Source organism: Acinetobacter nosocomialis NIPH 2119, assembly GCF_000368085.1.
GTDB classification, from domain to species: Bacteria; Pseudomonadota; Gammaproteobacteria; order Pseudomonadales; family Moraxellaceae; genus Acinetobacter; species Acinetobacter nosocomialis.
The window spans coordinates 624,074-642,134 of the sequence record NZ_KB849239.1 but is presented as its reverse complement, the minus strand read 5'-3'; the positions used below and the strand labels follow the sequence as shown (position 1 = coordinate 642,134).

Genomic DNA, 18,061 nt, shown 5'->3' with positions numbered 1-18,061 from the left:
AAGGATTATCAGATGACTTCGACATCCAACCTCATTGAACAGGTGATTGAAGCTTGGCAAAACATGCAGGCAAAAACGCCTCTTGTGCAATGTATTACCAACAGCGTTGCTGCCAACTATACAGCCAATGTGTTACTCGCTTCCGGTGCTTCACCTGCCATGATTGATAATCCTTATGAAGCAGAAAGCTTTACCAAAATTTCATCGGCTTTAAGCATTAATTTGGGTACACCGACTTCAGAGCAAATGCAAGCCATGCAAATCTCTGCTAAGACCGCACAGCTTAATGAAGTACCGTGGGTACTTGATCCAGTGGGCTACGGACCAATTTTAGCTTGGCGCAGTCAAATGACAGACGAGCTTTTGCAGTTTAAGCCAAACGTTATACGTGGTAATGCCTCCGAAATTAGCACGCTTGCAGGCAATCAGGTTCAATCAAAAGGTGTAGACAGCACTTTAAGCAGTGACCAAGCTTATCAACAAGCTTTTTCACTGTTAACGCATGCGAGCTGTATCGCTATTTCAGGTGAATCAGATTACATTTTGTCTAAAGAAATAGATGCTGTGATTCAAGTAAACGGCGGAAGTCCATTACAGCCAAAAATTACTGCAACTGGCTGCGCTTTGGGTGCATTAATTGCAGCCTATAGCGCTGTGACGACACCCACTATTGCAGCTCTTTCAGCTCATATTCATTTTGCAATTGCAGGTAAACTTGCTGCAAATCAAGCACAAACGATGGGTAGTTTTAGTAGCATATTTATGGATTATATCCATATGCTAGATGACAATCTGATTGAGCAATATGCAGATATCAAACTTTTAAATAAACAGGCATAACCTAAGTTATGCCTGAATGACACTAGACTCACTTTAAAAGTAAGTAGATATCTGTCACAAGGTCACATTCATTCACATCATGCACAAAGTTATGATAGTGAAAGAAAACCGGATAATCCCCTGCCTCTTCTGGTTGCTCAGGTAACCAGTTTCTAAAGATGTAATAGACGCTATCTTTAATCTGGTCATGGCTACCCAAATGTCTTACGGTTGCATAACGCCCCGCAGGAATTTCACCTGTCTGTACACCGTAAGTATTTTCAGGTACAGCCTTTTCAATTGAACCGGCAATATCAAATCGAAACTCATCAGATGGAGTCTGTTCAGGGTCAGCAAAAGGAATACCATAAGTTCTAGACTTGGTCACTGGTGACAAACCTGTTTCTTTGCGCCAAGCAATAAAACGTGCAGCCGTTTCAAAGACTTTATCAGGGCTTCCTAAATGCGATAAATACGCAATCTTTTCAGCAGGTCGCTCAACAATATTTACATTCATTTTTAACTCACTTTTCGGAATCGTAAAAACAAACTTCTGATGCCAAGATTCCCAGTCCGGTTTATCTCTAAAAGCTCGAGGAGTTTGATCAAATGAACGCTTAAATGCACGAGTAAATGCCTCTGGACTATCAAACCCTGCTTGTAATGCAATCTCAATAATCTTGAGATCAGGTTCAAAAGCCAATTGAAAAGAGGCCCGCTTTAAACGAGAAAGTTGAATAAACTTCATCACATTTAAACCAATATGAATGGCAAAAATGCGATGAAAATGGAACTTAGATAAAGCTGCGATCTGGCTCAACCGATCAACATCTAGGTCTTCATCTAAATGTCTTTGAATATAATCGCAAACCAGTTGCAGCTTTTGTGTATATACAGCCATACATTCATGTCTGTTCATTCGATAGCACTACTTTTACATAGTGCTCATCGCTATTCTTGATCGAAATTGCGTTTTTTAGAATTATACAACTTGCTTAAAATAATCGTCTCTTGGCATGTCGATAAGCTCAACACACAATTGAATTTCTTTATTAAACTCTTGTGGTAGATATTTTTTATTGCTGAGCGCCGCCAATAATTGCTCCCCCATAAGCTGTTTTTGTTCGGCAGTTCTTCCAGACAAAATATACGCCTTTACATGAATATAAGCTTGATCGACCCCTAAGCCAATCAGAAAAACTTCATCTTTACGTGCACGGCTTTTGATGTCTTCTGGACTAAACAACTCTGTTTCAATCAGCGTGGTATTAATTTCTTCAAGTAATTGTTTTGCATTTAGTCCAGTTAAGTTATCTGAATAATCAACTACAACGTGCGGCATAGCCACCTCAATTTATATAATAAGTCATTAAGCCCATTGAACTTTATTCAATAAATAATAAAGCTAATCGAACTTGATCATATCCCATTCGAGGGCTAGTTGCTTCAACAATTGGTCTTAGTTTGATCGAACCATCATCAGAAAAATGATCTGGATTTTGACGCTTTTTCAACTTCTTATAAATTTTACGCACTTCTTCGACCACTTCTTCACCTGGGTGAGCAACCGAAATATCTAGTTTTTGCTCTTTATGAAGTCGAGCCAAGTGATTAATAATAGTTGCTGGTGTTAGACCACGTTCATGCGCGATATCTTCAATTTCGTAACCTTCTTCAAACAAGACACGTGTCTCGTCTAGCGTTGCCGTAGCATAATTTTGCTTACCACCTTTTGCGAGTTTCTTCTCATTACGAGAAATCTCGGTTTCATTTAAGGTGCCCCCACAGTGACGGATAAAGGCTTTGTGCTGGGCGGTTAAATCGACATCAGCAAAATTATCTTCGGCTTCAGCCGATAATTCCTGAAAACGGCGATCAGCTTTTACAGCAAGACTATCTAGCTCTAAGGCCTGCTCATTAAATCCTAATAATTTTAATCCTGTTAAAGATTTCAAACGTGAGAGCGCAACATAACCTTGCCCTTTTTCAAAGGTGTGCATCAGGTTAATTTCAGCAGCTTCCAAAGTCATACCTTGGCTTTTATGAATGGTAATCGCCCAAGCTAAACGAAGTGGAATTTGCTGAAAACTTGCAATGACTTTTCCGGCTTCATTTTCAATTGACCATGTTTCAGGTGCGACCAGCAAAGTTGTACCGTCAGTTAATTTTACTTTTGGCAGTAACCCGTTTTCGTCATCTTCTTCAAAACCGATCACTTCACCTAAACTTCCGTTGATATAACCCATATCAAAGTTGTTTTTTACAAACATGACTTTGGCATGCTTTTTCAAAGTTAGTTCTTCAGGAGCACGAACTGAAGATTTTAAAGTTTCTAATAGTTTTTCATTACCATCTAGAACTGCATTAAATTGATGTCCTTCATTATCAATTTCATTTAAGTGTTGATAATTGATATTGTCGACATCCATATTGTGCGTATAAAGACGAGTAAATGTCTCACCAATGTCATGTGTACGTGATTGATGTAAAGCTTGCAAATGTTCAGCTTGAATACTTTGCGCACGGATGGCATTTAAAATCTGATTTAAAATTTCATCGTCTTGACGGTGCTGTTCTGTTAAATAGCATACGCGGAATTTAGCTTCGACCCATGCATCTGACATAAAACAGAACTTATCGCGATTAGCTTCACCATTACGGCCTACAGGTGGCAACTGAAAAAAGTCTCCAGCCACAATCACTTGAATGCCGCCAAAAGCTTCATCACTTTCTTTAAAATATTTTAAAACCTGATTGACCAGATTAAGCTGCTTCGCATGGAGCATCGAGATTTCATCAATGACGAGAACTTGCGCATTTTCAAGGTGTTCCTTGAGATATTTACGCTCTTTCATACGTTTTAGATCGTCGTCAGTTAACTGATCTTTAATGCCGATGCCCGCCCACGTATGAATGGTCATACCGTTCATATGCGTTGCAGCAATACCTGTCGATGCTGTAATCGCTACAGGCACTTTACGTGCTTTTAGATATTGGATGTACTGATTGAGTGTATAGGTTTTCCCTGCACCAGCCGAACCGGTTAAAAAAACATTTTCACCTGCTTTGAGCAGTTTAAGTGCAGTTTCCTGTTTCATAATCTCATATGTACATTTTCAACAGCCCATAGCTTAACGATTTTCCCGAAAAATTTAAATGAATGAACCAAACTTTCTATAAAAACAATATAAATCAACTACTAACATCAAGTTTGTATTTGGTAGGTTTTTGGTAGGTAGGAAAATAATCTACACATCACAATACTAAGCCCATGGTGAGGCTCACCTGTAATAACAAACAATGGATTTATGGAAAAAGGAATCACTCCATGGCTTTTAAAAATATTGCAGATCAAACAAACGGTTTTTATATTCCTTGCGTATCACTCTTTGGTCCAGGATGTGCCAAAGAAATTGGTACAAAAGCACAAAATCTCGGCGCAAAAAAAGCATTAATTGTGACCGATGAAGGGCTATTTAAATTTGGCGTTGCAGATCTTATTGCAAGCTATTTAACCGAAGCAGGCGTAGCGAGCCATATTTTCCCGGGCGCGGAACCTAACCCAACCGATATTAATGTTCACAATGGCGTGAAAGCCTATAACGACAATGGGTGTGACTTTATTGTTTCGCTAGGCGGTGGTTCATCTCATGACTGTGCGAAAGGAATTGGTTTGGTCACTGCAGGTGGTGGTCATATTCGTGACTACGAAGGCATCGATAAAAGTAAAGTACCAATGACACCATTAATTGCAGTGAATACAACGGCAGGTACTGCATCTGAAATGACTCGCTTCTGTATTATTACCAATACAGACACTCATGTAAAAATGGCAATTGTTGACTGGCGTTGTACCCCACTTATTGCTATCGATGACCCGAAACTCATGATTGCAAAACCAGCAGGTTTAACAGCAGCAACTGGTATGGATGCGTTAACCCATGCGGTTGAAGCATATGTGTCTACGGCGGCAAACCCAATTACCGATGCGTGTGCTGAAAAAGCAATCACCATGATTAGTCAATGGTTACAACCCGCTGTCGCAAATGGTGAAAACATCGAAGCACGTGATGCAATGAGTTATGCGCAGTACTTGGCTGGTATGGCATTTAACAATGCATCTTTAGGTTATGTCCATGCAATGGCTCACCAGTTAGGCGGGTTCTATAACCTACCTCACGGTGTATGTAACGCAATCTTGCTACCACATGTTTGTGAATTTAACTTAATTGCTTGTCCAGATCGTTATGCAAAAATCGCAGAGTTAATGGGTGTAAATACGCAAGGTCTCACCGTAACAGAAGCTGCGTATGCTGCAATTGATGCCATCCGTAAACTGTCTTCTTCAATTGGTATCCCATCTGGCTTAACAGAGTTGGGCGTAAAAACCGAAGACCTCGCGGTGATGGCCGATAACGCTCAAAAAGATGCATGTATGCTGACCAACCCTCGTAAAGCAAACCATGCACAAGTTGTGGAGATTTTCAAAGCCGCTCTTTAATACTGATGTAACGCTATGTTCCTGTAGTAAGTCAAATCCCTCCGACCGTTGACTTACTTTTTGGGAATACTTAGCTCCAGCGGTATTCCCTTTTTTTAAAACCTATACTCCAACCTTCTCTAAACCTGATTGACAATTTGCCCATTTCATTGAAGGATACTCAACATGACTTAATGACAATAGCTCGATAAAAATGAATACATCTACAGCTAAACACAATTATGCCCCAGATATTTTAGGTGCCGGCTACGAACAGCTAACACTCAACTTTCCAGATGATTATGAAGGTAAAGTTATAGCCACCTTAGTTCGTAAAAAGGCCACTCAGCCAACTCAAAAAGCCGTACTTTATATTCATGGTTTTTTAGATTATTTCTTTCAAACTGAAATGGCCGAGCAATTCAATGCGCATGGCTATGACTTCTATGCACTCGATTTAAGAAAATATGGCCGCTCAAAGTTGCCTCATCAAATTTTCTATAATGTGCTTGATTTAAATGAATATGATGCCGAAATTACTCAAGCATTAGAGATCATTGGCCAAGAAAAACATACACAAGTATTACTTGCAGGTCATTCGACTGGCGGTTTGACAGCAACGCTTTATGCTACTCATCATCCAGATCATCCACTTATTAAAGCACTATGGGCGAATAGTCCGTTTTACGACTTCAATTTAAGTTTAGTTGAAAAGAAATTTGGTATTCCAATGCTCAGTCGAGTAGGAAAATATCTGCCTAAAGTTAAATTTCCAAGCAAACTTAACAAATGGTACACCACCAGTCTTCACAAACAACTTAAGGGTGAATGGGACTTCAACCTGGATTGGAAACCGACCTCTGCCCCTACAGTTCAACTTAGCTTTCTACATGCGATTCATACAGCACAAAAAGAAATTCACCACGGCGTTAAGCTAAACGTCCCCGCACTGATTATGCATTCGCACCAAACTAAAAATCCTCGTAAATGGGGACCAGATGCAACCCAAAGTGATGTTATTTTAGATGTTAAAGACATTGCGAAATTCGGTAAAAAAATAAAGGGCGATGTTTCGGTGGTCTCTATTCACAATGGCTTACACGATTTAGTCCTTTCGGCCCAGCCAGTGCGGAATCAAGTCTATCAACAACTATTCCAGTGGCTGGAACAAAAAATCACCTAACTTAGCTTAGGCGAGTCAATATATTTCACCAGCAGTTGATGCGCAGGATGTTCACTCGGTAATAATTCCATAAGACGTTCTACCGCATCGATTGCTTCGGGAAAATGAGCTAAATGTTTGAGTAATAAATCCGTTTCTTGGGTTTTAAAAATTGCATCGCTCAAGCGTGACTCAAGGCAGTCGCGCCATGCACACAGAAACGGACTCTCGGTTTTTGCCAGAAAAACACCGGTATAAAGCTGTAAAGCAGAAGCCGCATATCCTGCATCGAGTGCTTGTTCAGCTTGTAAGAAATCGGCTTCAACATGCACAAGTAGCCGATATGGGCGTGAACCAAGCAAACCTCCTAAAATATCTCGCAGTTGAGACATTTCAGCTTTAAGCGTACCCATGCTGACTTTGCGCTCACCATAGAGTGCCTGATAAAGATGTTCTAAAGTTAAGCCATGTGGACATAGTGCCAATATGGTTAAAATTTCAATTTGCCGCGGTGTTAATAATAAACTTTTACCATTAAATTTAACTTGTGGCGTCGAAAATGCCCGAATATGTAATTGTTGGCGTTGCTGCTCTAGCAAAGCAGATTGAATAATGGATGCGCAACGTTCGGCAGCCAATATTCCTAAACTATTATGATTCTTCCATGTAGTTGATAAATCAACCACACCTAGTGTTTGTTTTGAATATGGATCGATAATTGGTGCGGCATAACATACCCAATCATGAATCGACTCCATGTAATGTTCATTTGAAAAAACACAGCTTGATTGTTGAGTTTTTAAAGATAAAGCTAAGGCATTTGTACCGACAAATTCTTCACGCCACTGCCCGCCTTGTACAAAATGCACGCGTTCAGCAGCACTTTGCATTTGGGCACTGGGTGCAGTCCAAATAATGGTACTGCCTATATCACCGACAGCAATCACCATTGAAGATTGTTCTGCAATATGACGTAAGTCGTCACCACACTGACTTAAAGCCATATCTAAAGCATTTTGTGAAGCAGATTTTTTTTCGACTAATGGAGCCGCAAAGCGTTCTTTAGGAATCGCAGCAGAAGCTGATCGCTCCCATGAGCTTGCAATACTTTGGCCGAGTTTGGCAGCGTTTTGAGGAGAGAGACTATTTTGCGTGCGCAGTTGATCAATCAACGTCCGTTGCTGCAATAAATCCTTTTTTGTGAACATTTGTAAATTCCTTATATATCCACATTTCTATTCCAACCTTTCTCCAACCTTCTTCTTTATATCCTAATTATACAAAGTACGAAAGTACCTACTGACAGGGTTCTTGTTAGTCTTTAGTCCTAAAAAGCAAAGGAATATTTATATGCGCTATATCGATCCAAATCAACCAGGCTCAAAAGTTCAATTCAAATCACAATATGAAAATTTTATTGGCGGTGAATGGGTTGCACCTGTAAAGGGTGCGTATTTTGACAATGTATCTCCCGTTGACGGAAAAGCCTTTACACGTATTCCACGCTCTAGTGCCGAAGACATTGAACTCGCGCTAGATGCAGCGCACAAAGCCAAAGCAACATGGAATAAAGCATCTCCAACGGTACGCTCAAATATACTTTTAAAAATTGCCGATCGTTTAGAAGCAAATCTTGAAATGCTTGCAGTTGCAGAAACTTGGGATAACGGTAAAGCAGTGCGTGAAACTTTAGCCGCTGACCTTCCACTTGCAATCGATCATTTCCGTTATTTTGCTGGATGTATTCGTGCTCAAGAAGGCGGCATCTCTGAAATCGATGAAGATACTATCGCTTATCATTTCCATGAGCCGCTAGGTGTGGTCGGACAAATCATTCCATGGAACTTCCCGATTTTAATGGCTGCATGGAAGCTGGCTCCTGCTTTAGCGGCTGGTAACTGTGTGGTGATTAAGCCAGCTGAGCAAACGCCAGTGGGTATTTTACTGGTTGCCGAACTCATCCAAGATATCTTACCGCCGGGCGTACTCAATATTGTGAATGGTTTCGGTGCAGAAGTTGGTCGTCCGTTAGCAACCAATCCACGTATTGCCAAAATTGCTTTCACAGGGTCAACACAAACTGGTCAAATGGTGATGCAATATGCGACTGAAAATATTATTCCAGTTACGTTAGAGCTTGGTGGTAAGTCACCGAACCTTTTCTTTGAAGACATCATGGATAAACAAGATGACTTCTTAGAAAAAACACTTGAAGGTTTTGCCATGTTTGCCTTAAACCAAGGTGAAGTATGTACTTGCCCTTCTCGTGCTTTAGTACAAGAAAGTATTGCTGATCAATTCTTAGAGTTGGCCGTTGAACGTGTAAAACGCATTAAAACTGGTCATCCTCTCGATACTGAAACCATGATTGGTGCTCAAGCATCGTTACAACAACAAGAGAAAATCTTACGTTGTATTAATACAGGCCGCGAAGAAGGTGCAGAACTCTTACTAGGTGGTAGTGGCCGTAAAGAAGTAGGTGACGGTTTCTATGTTGATCCGACTATCTTTAAAGGCCACAACAGCATGCAAGTCTTCCAAGAAGAAATTTTTGGACCTGTACTTGCTGTGACAACATTTAAAGACTTTGACGATGCAATCAAAATTGCCAATGACACCATGTATGGTCTAGGTGCTGGCGTTTGGTCACGTTCAGCCCATATTTCTTACCGTGCTGGTCGCGCTATTGAGGCGGGTCGTGTCTGGACAAACTGCTATAACATCTACCCTGCGCATGCTGCATTTGGTGGTTACAAAAAGTCTGGTATTGGCCGTGAAAACCATAAGATGATGCTAGATCACTATCAACAAACTAAAAACTTGTTAGTAAGTTATTCAACTAAACCAATGGGCTTCTTCTAAGTTTCGCACCAAGTTGATACCAAACTATCAACGCTAGAAGGAAGCAAGCTCAGTAATTGTATAAAAAGCCAGTAATTTAGATTGCTGGCTTTTTTATTTAGTACAGCCAGCTCTCAAATTTTTACTATCCGGAATAAAAAAGCGTCATCTAATATTTAAAGCACATCATTTAGGCATTGCTTTTGCATTCATTCATACAAACCAACTCGCAGGAGTATTGTATGAATCAACCAGAAACAGCTTCCGTTATTTCTTCAAGTGCAGAAGTCTCATCAGCAGAATATTTTGCTCAGCGTCAACTTAAACAAGGTACCGTGGGTTGGTTACTCCTGATTGGTTTAGGCGTAGCGTATGTGATATCAGGTGATTTTGCCGGCTGGAACTTTGGTATTGCCCAAGGTGGTTGGGGTGGTATGTTTATTGCCACTGCTCTTGCTGCGCTTATGTACTTATGTCTATGTCTTTCTATGTCAGAAATGTCCACCATGATGCCGACAGCAGGTGGCGGTTATAGTTTTGCACGTGCTGCCTTTGGTCCTTTCGGAGGCTACTTAACAGGTACGGCGATTTTAATTGAATACGCAATTGCGCCTGCTGCTATTGCCGTATTTATTGGTGGTTATTGCGAATCTCTATTTGGGATTAATGGCTGGATGATTTACCTCGCCTGTTATGCCATTTTTATGGGTATACATCTCAAAGGTGCCGGCGAAGCCTTGAAAATCATGTTTGCCATTACGTTAGTCGCTGCTGTTGCTCTTGTTGTTTTTATTACAGCAATGATCCCACATTTTAATGCACAAAACCTTTTAGATATTCCCGTTAGCACAGCAACTGGTGCAAGCCGTTTTCTACCTCATGGCTATTTGGGCATCTGGGCCGCGGTTCCCTTTGCAATCTGGTTTTTTCTTGCAGTAGAAGGTGTGCCGTTAGCAGCAGAAGAAGCAAAAGATCCAGCCAAATCTCTGCCACGCGGTTTAATCGGTGCAATGCTCATCTTAACCGCGTTTGCTATGCTCATTTTGTTCTTGGGTGCAGGCGCAGCAGGTGCAAGTACTTTACAAAACTCAGGTGCCCCTCTGGTAGATGCATTAGTGAAAGTTTATGGCACCAACACTTGGCTTGCGACATTCGTAAACTTTGTGGGTTTAGCTGGTTTAATCGCAAGTTTCTTCTCAATTATCTATGCCTATTCGCGTCAAATCTTTGCATTGTCACGAGCTGGCTACTTACCAACTTCACTCTCGTTAACCAATAAAAATAAAGCTCCTTATCTCGCAATTATTATTCCGGGCATTATCGGTTTTTTGCTTTCACTTACCAAAGAAGGCGATTCACTGATTTTAATCGCGGTTTTTGGTGCAACCATTTCGTATGTGTTGATTCTTTTATCCCACATCAAACTGCGCTTATCTAAACCCGACATGCCTCGCCCTTATAAAACACCAGGTGGCATTGTGACCTCAAGTATTGCACTCATTTTAGCAGTCACTGCTGTGGTCGCAGGTTTTGTTGTTAATCCGAAAGTATGGTTTATTGCTGCAGGTATCTATGTCGTATTTATTGCTTACTTCTTGTTCTACAGCCGCTATCATTTAGTGAAAGGGACACCAGAAGAAGAGTTTGCAAATATTAAAGCTGCCGAACAAGAACTATAAAAAGGGATACAACTATGAGTTATCGCAATATTGTCGCCAATCAACAGTATCATTTTGCGGACCTAAAAACTTTGATGGCCAAAGCTACACCGTTACGTTCAGGCGATGAGCTAGCAGGTATAGCTGCCAGAGATGCAACCGAACATGTTGCGGCACAAATGACTTTGGCCGATGTGCCACTGAAAAACTTTTTAAATGAAGTTGTAGTCGATTATGAATCTGATGAAATTACGCGTCTGATTATTGATGAACATGACTTAACAGCCTTTGCCCCTATTTCACACTTTACAGTAGGTGATTTTCGAAATTGGTTACTTGGAGAAGATGCAACTGCCCAAAGCTTAAAAGCTTTAGCATCAGGTTTAACTCCAGAAATGGTGGCTGCTGTCAGCAAAATTATGCGCAATCAAGATTTGATTTATGTCGCCAGCAAATGTGAAGTCATTACCCAGTTCCGTAACACCATTGGTTTAAAAGGTCATCTTTCTACCCGTTTACAACCTAATCACCCTACCGATGATGTACTCGGTATTTCAGCCAGTATTTTAGATGGTTTGATGTATGGCAATGGTGATGCCGTAATTGGCATTAACCCTGCCACGGATAACCTGCATAATTTGTCAGAGCTACTAAAACTACTTGACCATGTTATTCAGGAATATCAAATTCCAACGCAATCTTGTGTGCTCACACATATCAGCTCAGGCATTCAACTTGCTGAAAAAAATGTGCCAATTGATTTAATGTTTCAATCAATCGCTGGTACCCAACTGGCAAACGAAGGATTTGGAATTTCACTCGATTTACTACAAGAAGGATATGAAGCCACACTCGCGCTCAAGCGCGGAACCATTGGACAAAATGTTATGTATTTTGAAACGGGTCAAGGGAGTGCCCTATCAAGCAATGCACATCACGGCGTTGACCAGCAAACATTAGAAACTCGGGCCTACGCAGTGGCTCGTAAATATAACCCGCTTTTGGTAAATACAGTCGTCGGCTTTATTGGCCCCGAGTACCTATTTAACGGTAAACAAATTATACGTGCAGGTTTAGAAGATCACTTCTGCGGTAAGTTACTTGGCGTGCCAATGGGCTGCGATATTTGTTATACCAACCATGCCGATGCCGACCAAAATGATATGGATGTACTTCTTACTCTATTTGGCGCCGCAGGCATTAACTTCATTATGGGAATTCCAGGTTCGGACGATGTCATGCTCAACTATCAAACCACTTCATTCCATGATGCTCTCTATTTAAGACAACTCCTCGGTTTAAAACCCGCTCCAGAGTTCTCCGCTTGGCTTGAACAGCAAGGTATTTTTAAACAGCAAAACTCTCAAATATGTTGGGCAGACCACATGCCTGACCAATTCTCTCGTCTGCTCATGAACTAGGGGGAACACCATGAAACTGAACCGTGATATTCAATATCCGTCCTCTACCCATCAGGATCAGTGGGAAAAACTTAAAGAGTTTACTGATGCCCGTATTGCTTTAGGTCGTGCTGGTTGCAGTATCCCAACACGGGCCTTACTTGAGTTCCAGTTGTCTCATGCGCAATCAAAAGATGCTGTTTATCAACATATGGATGTTCCCTACTTGTCTGAACAGTTACAGCAAAAGCAACTTCAAACTCTTCATGTTCAAAGTAATGCCGCTAATAAAGAAATTTATCTCAAACGCCCAGATTTGGGACGCCAACTTTCAAATCTATCAAAAGAAACCTTAATTAAAGAGTATGCAAAAAACCCACAGCAGTATGATGTTTGTATTGTGGTAGGTGATGGTCTCTCTGCAAGAGCGATTGAAGCAAATGCTATCGCATTTATTACAGTGCTAAGCGAACATATTCAACAAGAAAACTGGAGCCTTGCACCAATTATATTTGCAACAGGAAGCCGAGTTGCTTTAGGCGATGAAGTTGCAGAAATTTTTAAAGCCTCCATGCTGGTTATGCTTATTGGAGAGCGCCCAGGTTTAAGTTCTCCTGACAGTATGGGAATTTACTACACATGGAATGCATATTCAGGTTGCCTTGACTCCAAACGCAACTGTATTTCCAACGTCCGTTCAGCAGGCTTAAGTATTCCAGTTGCGGTACAACGTTTAATGGCACTCATGAAAAAATCGAAGCAGCTTGGCTTTTCAGGAGTAAATTTAAAAGATGAACATCAACTTTCAAATATCGACCATAATGAAAACGCAAAGCTTTTATTTTAAATAGTAGGTTACGCATAGATATTTCTTACCTACAAAATATTTCTGCGTAACAAGATTATCTTAACGAAAAATAGCAATTTTCAGGTATTGACGATTTATATGGATATTTTCTTCTTTATATTTATCGCTATACTCCACCTATTGATCTTCTATGAATCATTTGTATGAGTACTACAAACGCCTTTCCTAAAACTATTTATGCCATTCAGCATCTTGCTTTCGAAGACTTAGGTTCATTAGAAGATGTCTTTTATCAACTTGGTTTTCGCGTCCGTTATTTTGAAGCTGGTGTAGATGATTTAACTCCTGCTTTCGCCCATGACGGTTTAACTATTATTTTAGGTGGTCCAATTGGAGTTTATGAAACTGAAGATTATCCATTTTTAAAAGATGAAATCGCTTTACTCAAACAACGTTTGGCAGCAGATAAACCAACACTTGGCATATGCTTAGGTGCACAGCTTATAGCTCATGCACTTGGTGCCAAAGTATATGCAGGCCATCAAAAAGAAATTGGCTGGGGAGCTTTAAGCTTAAGTTTACGCCCTAATCAGGTATTATCGCCTTTGCTTAATAATATCCATGTTTTACATTGGCATGGTGATACTTTCGACCTTCCTGAAAATGCAGCCCTTTTGGCGAGTTCAGATATTTATACTAACCAAGCCTTTGAAGTGGGTAATAATATTCTTGCTTTACAGTTCCACATTGAGACGACTCAAGAAAACTTTGAAAAATGGCTTATTGGTCACACATGTGAACTTCGTAATGCTGGAATTTCTATTCCTAAATTGCGTGAGCAAAATATCGAATATGCCCCTGCACTTGAACACGCTGCATTTGAATTAATTCAAAAATTCTTGAAAAGAATTGGTTATAGTGCATAAGTGAAGTAATTTCTCATGTTTAATGAATATTATTTTTTACCACTTGGTATTTTATGACTATTTTTTAAACAAAGAAACTTTATATTTTATTTTTAGAAACATTTCAGAAAAGTTTCAGTGTATTATTAATTTGTAACATAAAATATACGCTGATTTACTATGGATATCTGGAAGTTTCTTAAAAGCTTTAATACGGTCAATACTTACTTAATGCTTTCAACAATGCTTCTCATACTATTAGTTCTTTACTTTTATGTGATTAATCCTACCTAAGCTCTTTTGCCAAGGAAGCGAAATCATAAAGAAAAAGAATATTATGATGAGAAGACCTCCGAAAAAAGCCCAACCTTACAGTTGGGCTTTTTTAATATCTGTTGTTGACTCACAATATGTTGTTCGTCTTGCGAAAAAGTAAGAGATAAGCAATCTCAACTATCTACTCACAACATGTTGTTCGTCTTGCGAAAAAGTAAAAGATAAGCAATCTCTTACTTTTTCTCAGGTTTGAAGCTGTCTTTCAAATCAAGAACGCGGTTGAAGACAGGTTTTTCAGGAGTATGATCATGTTGATCCGCAACAAAATAACCTTCACGTTCAAATTGGAAACGGTCTTCTGGTTTCGCTTGAGCTAAAGCAGGTTCAATCACAGCCTGAACGACTTTCAAAGAATCTGGATTTAAATTCGCTAAGAAATCATCACCAGTTTCAGGGTCAGCCTCTGTAAATAAACGATCATAAATACGTACTTCAGCAGGAATACCCTTGCTTGCAGATACCCAGTGAATCACGCCTTTTACTTTACGCCCTTCAGGATTCTTGCCTAAAGTGTCTGGATCGATTGAACATTTCAGCTCAACAACTTCACCATTTGCATCTTTGATGACTTCATCACACTTAATTACATATGCATGGCGTAAACGAACTTCACCATCCGGAATTAAACGCTTAAAGCCTTTTGGCGGTACTTCTTCAAAATCTTTACGGTCAATATAGATTTCTTTAGTTAATGGAATGACACGCTCACCCATATCGACATTTGGATGACGCGCATGTGTAAGGTCTAAATCTTCTGGTAAGTTTGTAAGTGTCACTTTTAAAGGATCTAACACAGCCATACCACGCGCTGCTGTATTCTCCAAAGATTGACGAATACAGAACTCAAGCATTGCAACATCAACAATACCGTCAGTTTTAGACACACCTACACGTTTACAGAAATCACGTAAGCCTTCTGGTGTAAAACCACGACGGCGCATACCAACAACTGTTGGCATACGAGGGTCATCCCAACCATTTACATAACCACCTTCAACCAACTTACGTAATTTACGTTTAGAAGTAATGGTGTAATCTACGTTCAAACGAGATGATTCGTATTGGTGCGGAACAGCTTTAGACTTAACCTTTTCAACAATCCAGTCATAGAATGGACGGTGATCTTGGAATTCCAATGTACAAAGTGAATGCGTGATTCCTTCAATTGCATCAGACAATGGATGAGCATAGTCATACATTGGGTAGATTTTCCATTTGTCGCCAGTTTGATGATGCTCTGAATGCAAGACACGATACAAAATTGGATCACGCATATGCACGTTCGGGCTTGCCATATCAATTTTAGCGCGTAAAACAGCTTCACCTTCTTTTAGTTCACCACTGCGCATTTGTTCAAAGCGAGCAAGGTTCTCTTCAACAGATGCATCACGATATGGCGAGTTTTTTCCTGGTTCAACAAAACTACCACGGTTTAATTTAATTTCTTCTGGAGACTGCAAATCAACATATGCATCACCTTGTTCAATCAATTGAATTGCCCATGCATAAAGCTGATCAAAATAACCAGAAGCATAGCGAGGTTCACCATTCCAGTTAAAACCAAGCCATTTCACATCATTGGCGATCCCATCAACATACTCTTGTTCTTCCGCATCGGGGTTAGTATCGTCAAAACGTAAATTACAGAGTCCATCAAACTCTTCAGCAACACCAAAGTTTAGACAGATTGCTTTTACGTGACCAATATGTAAATAACCATTTGGTTCTGGCGGAAAACGAGTTACGATTTGTTTGGTACGTCCGGCAGCTAAATCATCAGTAATGACTTGGCGAACAAAATCTAATCCAGCCTGTTGTTCTTGCTGCGCAGAATCGACAGAGGCATGAGTATTCGGTGTCGGGTTGTTTGGCAGGTTCGAGACAACATCATTAGGCTTCATAGTGTATCAATCACTTCTTTGTAGATAAAATTTCGAAAAAATAAACGCTATCTTCATTTTTCACAAAGATTTTAACGTTTTTTACTTGCCTTGTAGTTTACAGTTTGCTTATGCTTCTCTCAACCAAAAACCCATGGTCATAAGCCCATGTTTAGGAGATTAATGTAATGAGTTTTCCTCAAGTCGAATTAAACACCAATAAAGGTCGTATTGTTCTTGAACTAAATACTGAAAAAGCACCAAAAACAGTAGCAAACTTTTTAGAATACGTACGTGACGGTTTTTATGACGGCGTTATTTTCCACCGTGTCATTGATGGTTTCATGATCCAAGGCGGCGGGATGGATGAAAACTTCAAAGAAAAAGCAACTCGTGATGCAATTGAAAACGAAGCTGACAACGGTTTAAGTAACGATGTTGGTACAATTGCTATGGCACGTACTCAAGCGCCACACTCTGCTTCTGCACAATTCTTCATCAATGTAAAAAATAACTCTTTCTTGAACCATACTTCAAAAACTGCACAAGGTTGGGGTTATGCTGTATTCGGTAAAGTTGTTGAAGGTATGGACGTTGTAGACGCGATCAAAAGTGTACGTACAGGTAACCGTGGTTATCACGCTGACGTTCCTTTAGAAAACGTTGTTATCGAATCTGCTAAAATTATTTCTGAATAATTTTAGGATAAAGCTGTGACCTATCTGTTTATTTCAGATTTACATTTGTCACCTGAACACCCTCGACTCGTTCGAGGGTTTTTAGATTTGTTGGTACATTATCAAAATAAACAAACACAGCTTTATATTTTAGGTGACTGGTTTAATGCTTGGATTGGTGACGATTATTCAGCTCCTTGGCTCGACGAAATTGTCGAAGCTTTAAAAGCTTTTAATGAAAAAGGTAATCGTGTTTACTTTCAAGTTGGTAACCGCGACTTTGCTCTAAATCAGGTTTTCCTCAATAAGTTTAATGGTGTATTACTCCCCGATATTTATTATCTTAATATTGCAGGCCACCAATACCGTCTAGAACATGGCGATGCGTTATGTACGGATGATATTTCTTATCAAAGATTTAAAAAAATTATTCGAAATCCCCTTTTAGTTGCCTTTTTACGCCGTACGCCACTGAGCTTCCGTGCAAAGCTGGTCAATGGTTTCCGTAAAAGAAGCCATTCGGACAAACAGCAAAAAAGTTGTGAGATTATGGATGTGAATGAACAAGCCGTGCTCTCCGCCCTAAAAGATATAGACATACTTATTCATGGGCACACTCATCGTCCAGCTATTCATGAAGTACAGCATAAACAACGGATTGTACTCGGTGACTGGAAAGAAGATCACGCACAAATTTTAGAAATTGATCCCTCTTCACATCTGCAGCAAATCAAACTAACTGATTGGTATTATTAATTAATTGTCAGTTATTTTTCACATGCTTAGCTTGTTTATTTAAATCAAAATCCCAGATCATACATAGACAGGTAAGGAATACAAATTTCCAGCTTATATGTCCATATTTTTGATATTCGATGTATAAAATTAAAAGACACAATACAAATGCAAAAAACAGAAAGGCTTTAACAACTCTAATTTCTCGCAGCTTACTCTTTGCATCTTTGGGCATTAAATCAAACATTTTCAATAAATTAATAAAAAATTTATATAAGTATTATATTTCTTTATCACATTAAAATGCAGATGTTTTCTTATAAAATCGCGTATCATGCCAAAGATGAGAACACTTCGATT

At 39.8% G+C, this 18,061-nt stretch carries 16 protein-coding genes; 10 read left to right on the top strand and 6 right to left on the bottom strand.

Going from position 1 to position 18,061, the window contains the following annotated elements:
- Positions 1-12 precede the first annotated feature (12 nt).
- Positions 13-840, top strand: a complete 828-nt coding sequence (gene thiM, locus F984_RS07050; protein WP_004708161.1) for a hydroxyethylthiazole kinase — start codon at positions 13-15, stop codon at positions 838-840.
- A 28-nt stretch (positions 841-868) separates the two neighbouring features.
- Here the strand turns inward: thiM and F984_RS07045 are convergent, their stop codons facing one another.
- The 3 genes from F984_RS07045 to F984_RS07035 form a co-directional block, all read right to left on the bottom strand.
- Positions 869-1,720 carry an AraC family transcriptional regulator gene (locus tag F984_RS07045; RefSeq protein WP_006581221.1) on the bottom strand — a complete coding sequence of 284 codons (852 nt, stop codon included), beginning with the start codon at positions 1,718-1,720 and terminating at the stop codon, positions 869-871.
- Positions 1,721-1,801: 81 nt separating this feature from the next.
- A complete protein-coding gene (locus F984_RS07040; RefSeq protein ID WP_001120983.1) occupies positions 1,802-2,161 on the bottom strand; it encodes a 5-carboxymethyl-2-hydroxymuconate Delta-isomerase in 360 nt (119 codons plus the stop codon).
- Between the two features lie 43 nt (positions 2,162-2,204).
- Complete coding sequence (locus F984_RS07035; protein WP_004708158.1) at positions 2,205-3,917, bottom strand: AAA family ATPase; 1,713 nt, start codon at positions 3,915-3,917, stop codon at positions 2,205-2,207.
- 230 nt (positions 3,918-4,147) lie between these two features.
- Between F984_RS07035 and mdh the strand changes: the two genes are divergently transcribed.
- Together mdh and F984_RS07025 are read left to right on the top strand one after the other, a co-directional pair.
- On the top strand, positions 4,148-5,320 hold the full coding sequence (mdh, locus tag F984_RS07030; RefSeq protein WP_002049024.1) for an iron-dependent methanol dehydrogenase: 1,173 nt from the start codon (positions 4,148-4,150) through the stop codon (positions 5,318-5,320).
- Between the two features lie 193 nt (positions 5,321-5,513).
- Entirely contained in the window at positions 5,514-6,482 is a 969-nt protein-coding gene (locus F984_RS07025; protein WP_004708156.1) for an alpha/beta hydrolase, read from the top strand.
- Here F984_RS07025 and F984_RS07020 read toward each other — a convergent pair.
- On the bottom strand, positions 6,479-7,669 hold the full coding sequence (locus tag F984_RS07020) for a helix-turn-helix domain-containing protein (protein ID WP_004708154.1): 1,191 nt from the start codon (positions 7,667-7,669) through the stop codon (positions 6,479-6,481). The genes F984_RS07025 and F984_RS07020 overlap by 4 nt on opposite strands.
- A 142-nt stretch (positions 7,670-7,811) precedes the next feature.
- Here F984_RS07020 and exaC point away from each other — a divergent pair, with 142 nt between their 5' ends.
- The 5 genes from exaC to F984_RS06995 all read left to right on the top strand — a co-directional run bounded on the left by exaC (position 7,812) and on the right by F984_RS06995 (position 14,094).
- Positions 7,812-9,323 (top strand): acetaldehyde dehydrogenase ExaC, encoded by a 1,512-nt coding sequence (exaC, locus tag F984_RS07015; RefSeq protein ID WP_002049023.1) that lies wholly within the window; start codon positions 7,812-7,814, stop codon positions 9,321-9,323.
- A 221-nt stretch (positions 9,324-9,544) separates the two neighbouring features.
- Positions 9,545-10,981: an ethanolamine permease gene (gene eat / locus F984_RS07010; RefSeq protein WP_004708152.1), complete on the top strand. Its 1,437-nt coding sequence runs from the start codon at positions 9,545-9,547 to the stop codon at positions 10,979-10,981.
- A gap of 14 nt (positions 10,982-10,995) precedes the next feature.
- A complete protein-coding gene (locus F984_RS07005; RefSeq protein WP_004708150.1) occupies positions 10,996-12,381 on the top strand; it encodes an ethanolamine ammonia-lyase subunit EutB in 1,386 nt (461 codons plus the stop codon).
- A 10-nt stretch (positions 12,382-12,391) separates the two neighbouring features.
- Positions 12,392-13,207 (top strand): ethanolamine ammonia-lyase subunit EutC, encoded by an 816-nt coding sequence (eutC, locus tag F984_RS07000; RefSeq protein ID WP_004708149.1) that lies wholly within the window; start codon positions 12,392-12,394, stop codon positions 13,205-13,207.
- 164 nt (positions 13,208-13,371) lie between these two features.
- Positions 13,372-14,094, top strand: coding sequence for a glutamine amidotransferase (locus tag F984_RS06995; protein ID WP_002048996.1), 723 nt, complete (start codon positions 13,372-13,374; stop codon positions 14,092-14,094).
- A gap of 488 nt (positions 14,095-14,582) precedes the next feature.
- On the opposite strand, the gene F984_RS06990 is transcribed toward F984_RS06995, so the two are convergent.
- Positions 14,583-16,310, bottom strand: coding sequence for a glutamine--tRNA ligase/YqeY domain fusion protein (locus tag F984_RS06990; RefSeq protein WP_002049025.1), 1,728 nt, complete (start codon positions 16,308-16,310; stop codon positions 14,583-14,585).
- Between the two features lie 167 nt (positions 16,311-16,477).
- Here F984_RS06990 and F984_RS06985 point away from each other — a divergent pair, with 167 nt between their 5' ends.
- Complete coding sequence (locus F984_RS06985; protein ID WP_002049022.1) at positions 16,478-16,987, top strand: peptidylprolyl isomerase; 510 nt, start codon at positions 16,478-16,480, stop codon at positions 16,985-16,987.
- Positions 16,988-17,002: 15 nt separating this feature from the next.
- Positions 17,003-17,722, top strand: a complete 720-nt coding sequence (locus F984_RS06980; protein ID WP_004708145.1) for a UDP-2,3-diacylglucosamine diphosphatase — start codon at positions 17,003-17,005, stop codon at positions 17,720-17,722.
- A 7-nt stretch (positions 17,723-17,729) separates the two neighbouring features.
- Here the strand turns inward: F984_RS06980 and F984_RS0103745 are convergent, their stop codons facing one another.
- Positions 17,730-17,948 (bottom strand): hypothetical protein, encoded by a 219-nt coding sequence (locus F984_RS0103745; RefSeq protein ID WP_022575521.1) that lies wholly within the window; start codon positions 17,946-17,948, stop codon positions 17,730-17,732.
- Between the last annotated feature and the right edge of the window lie 113 nt (positions 17,949-18,061).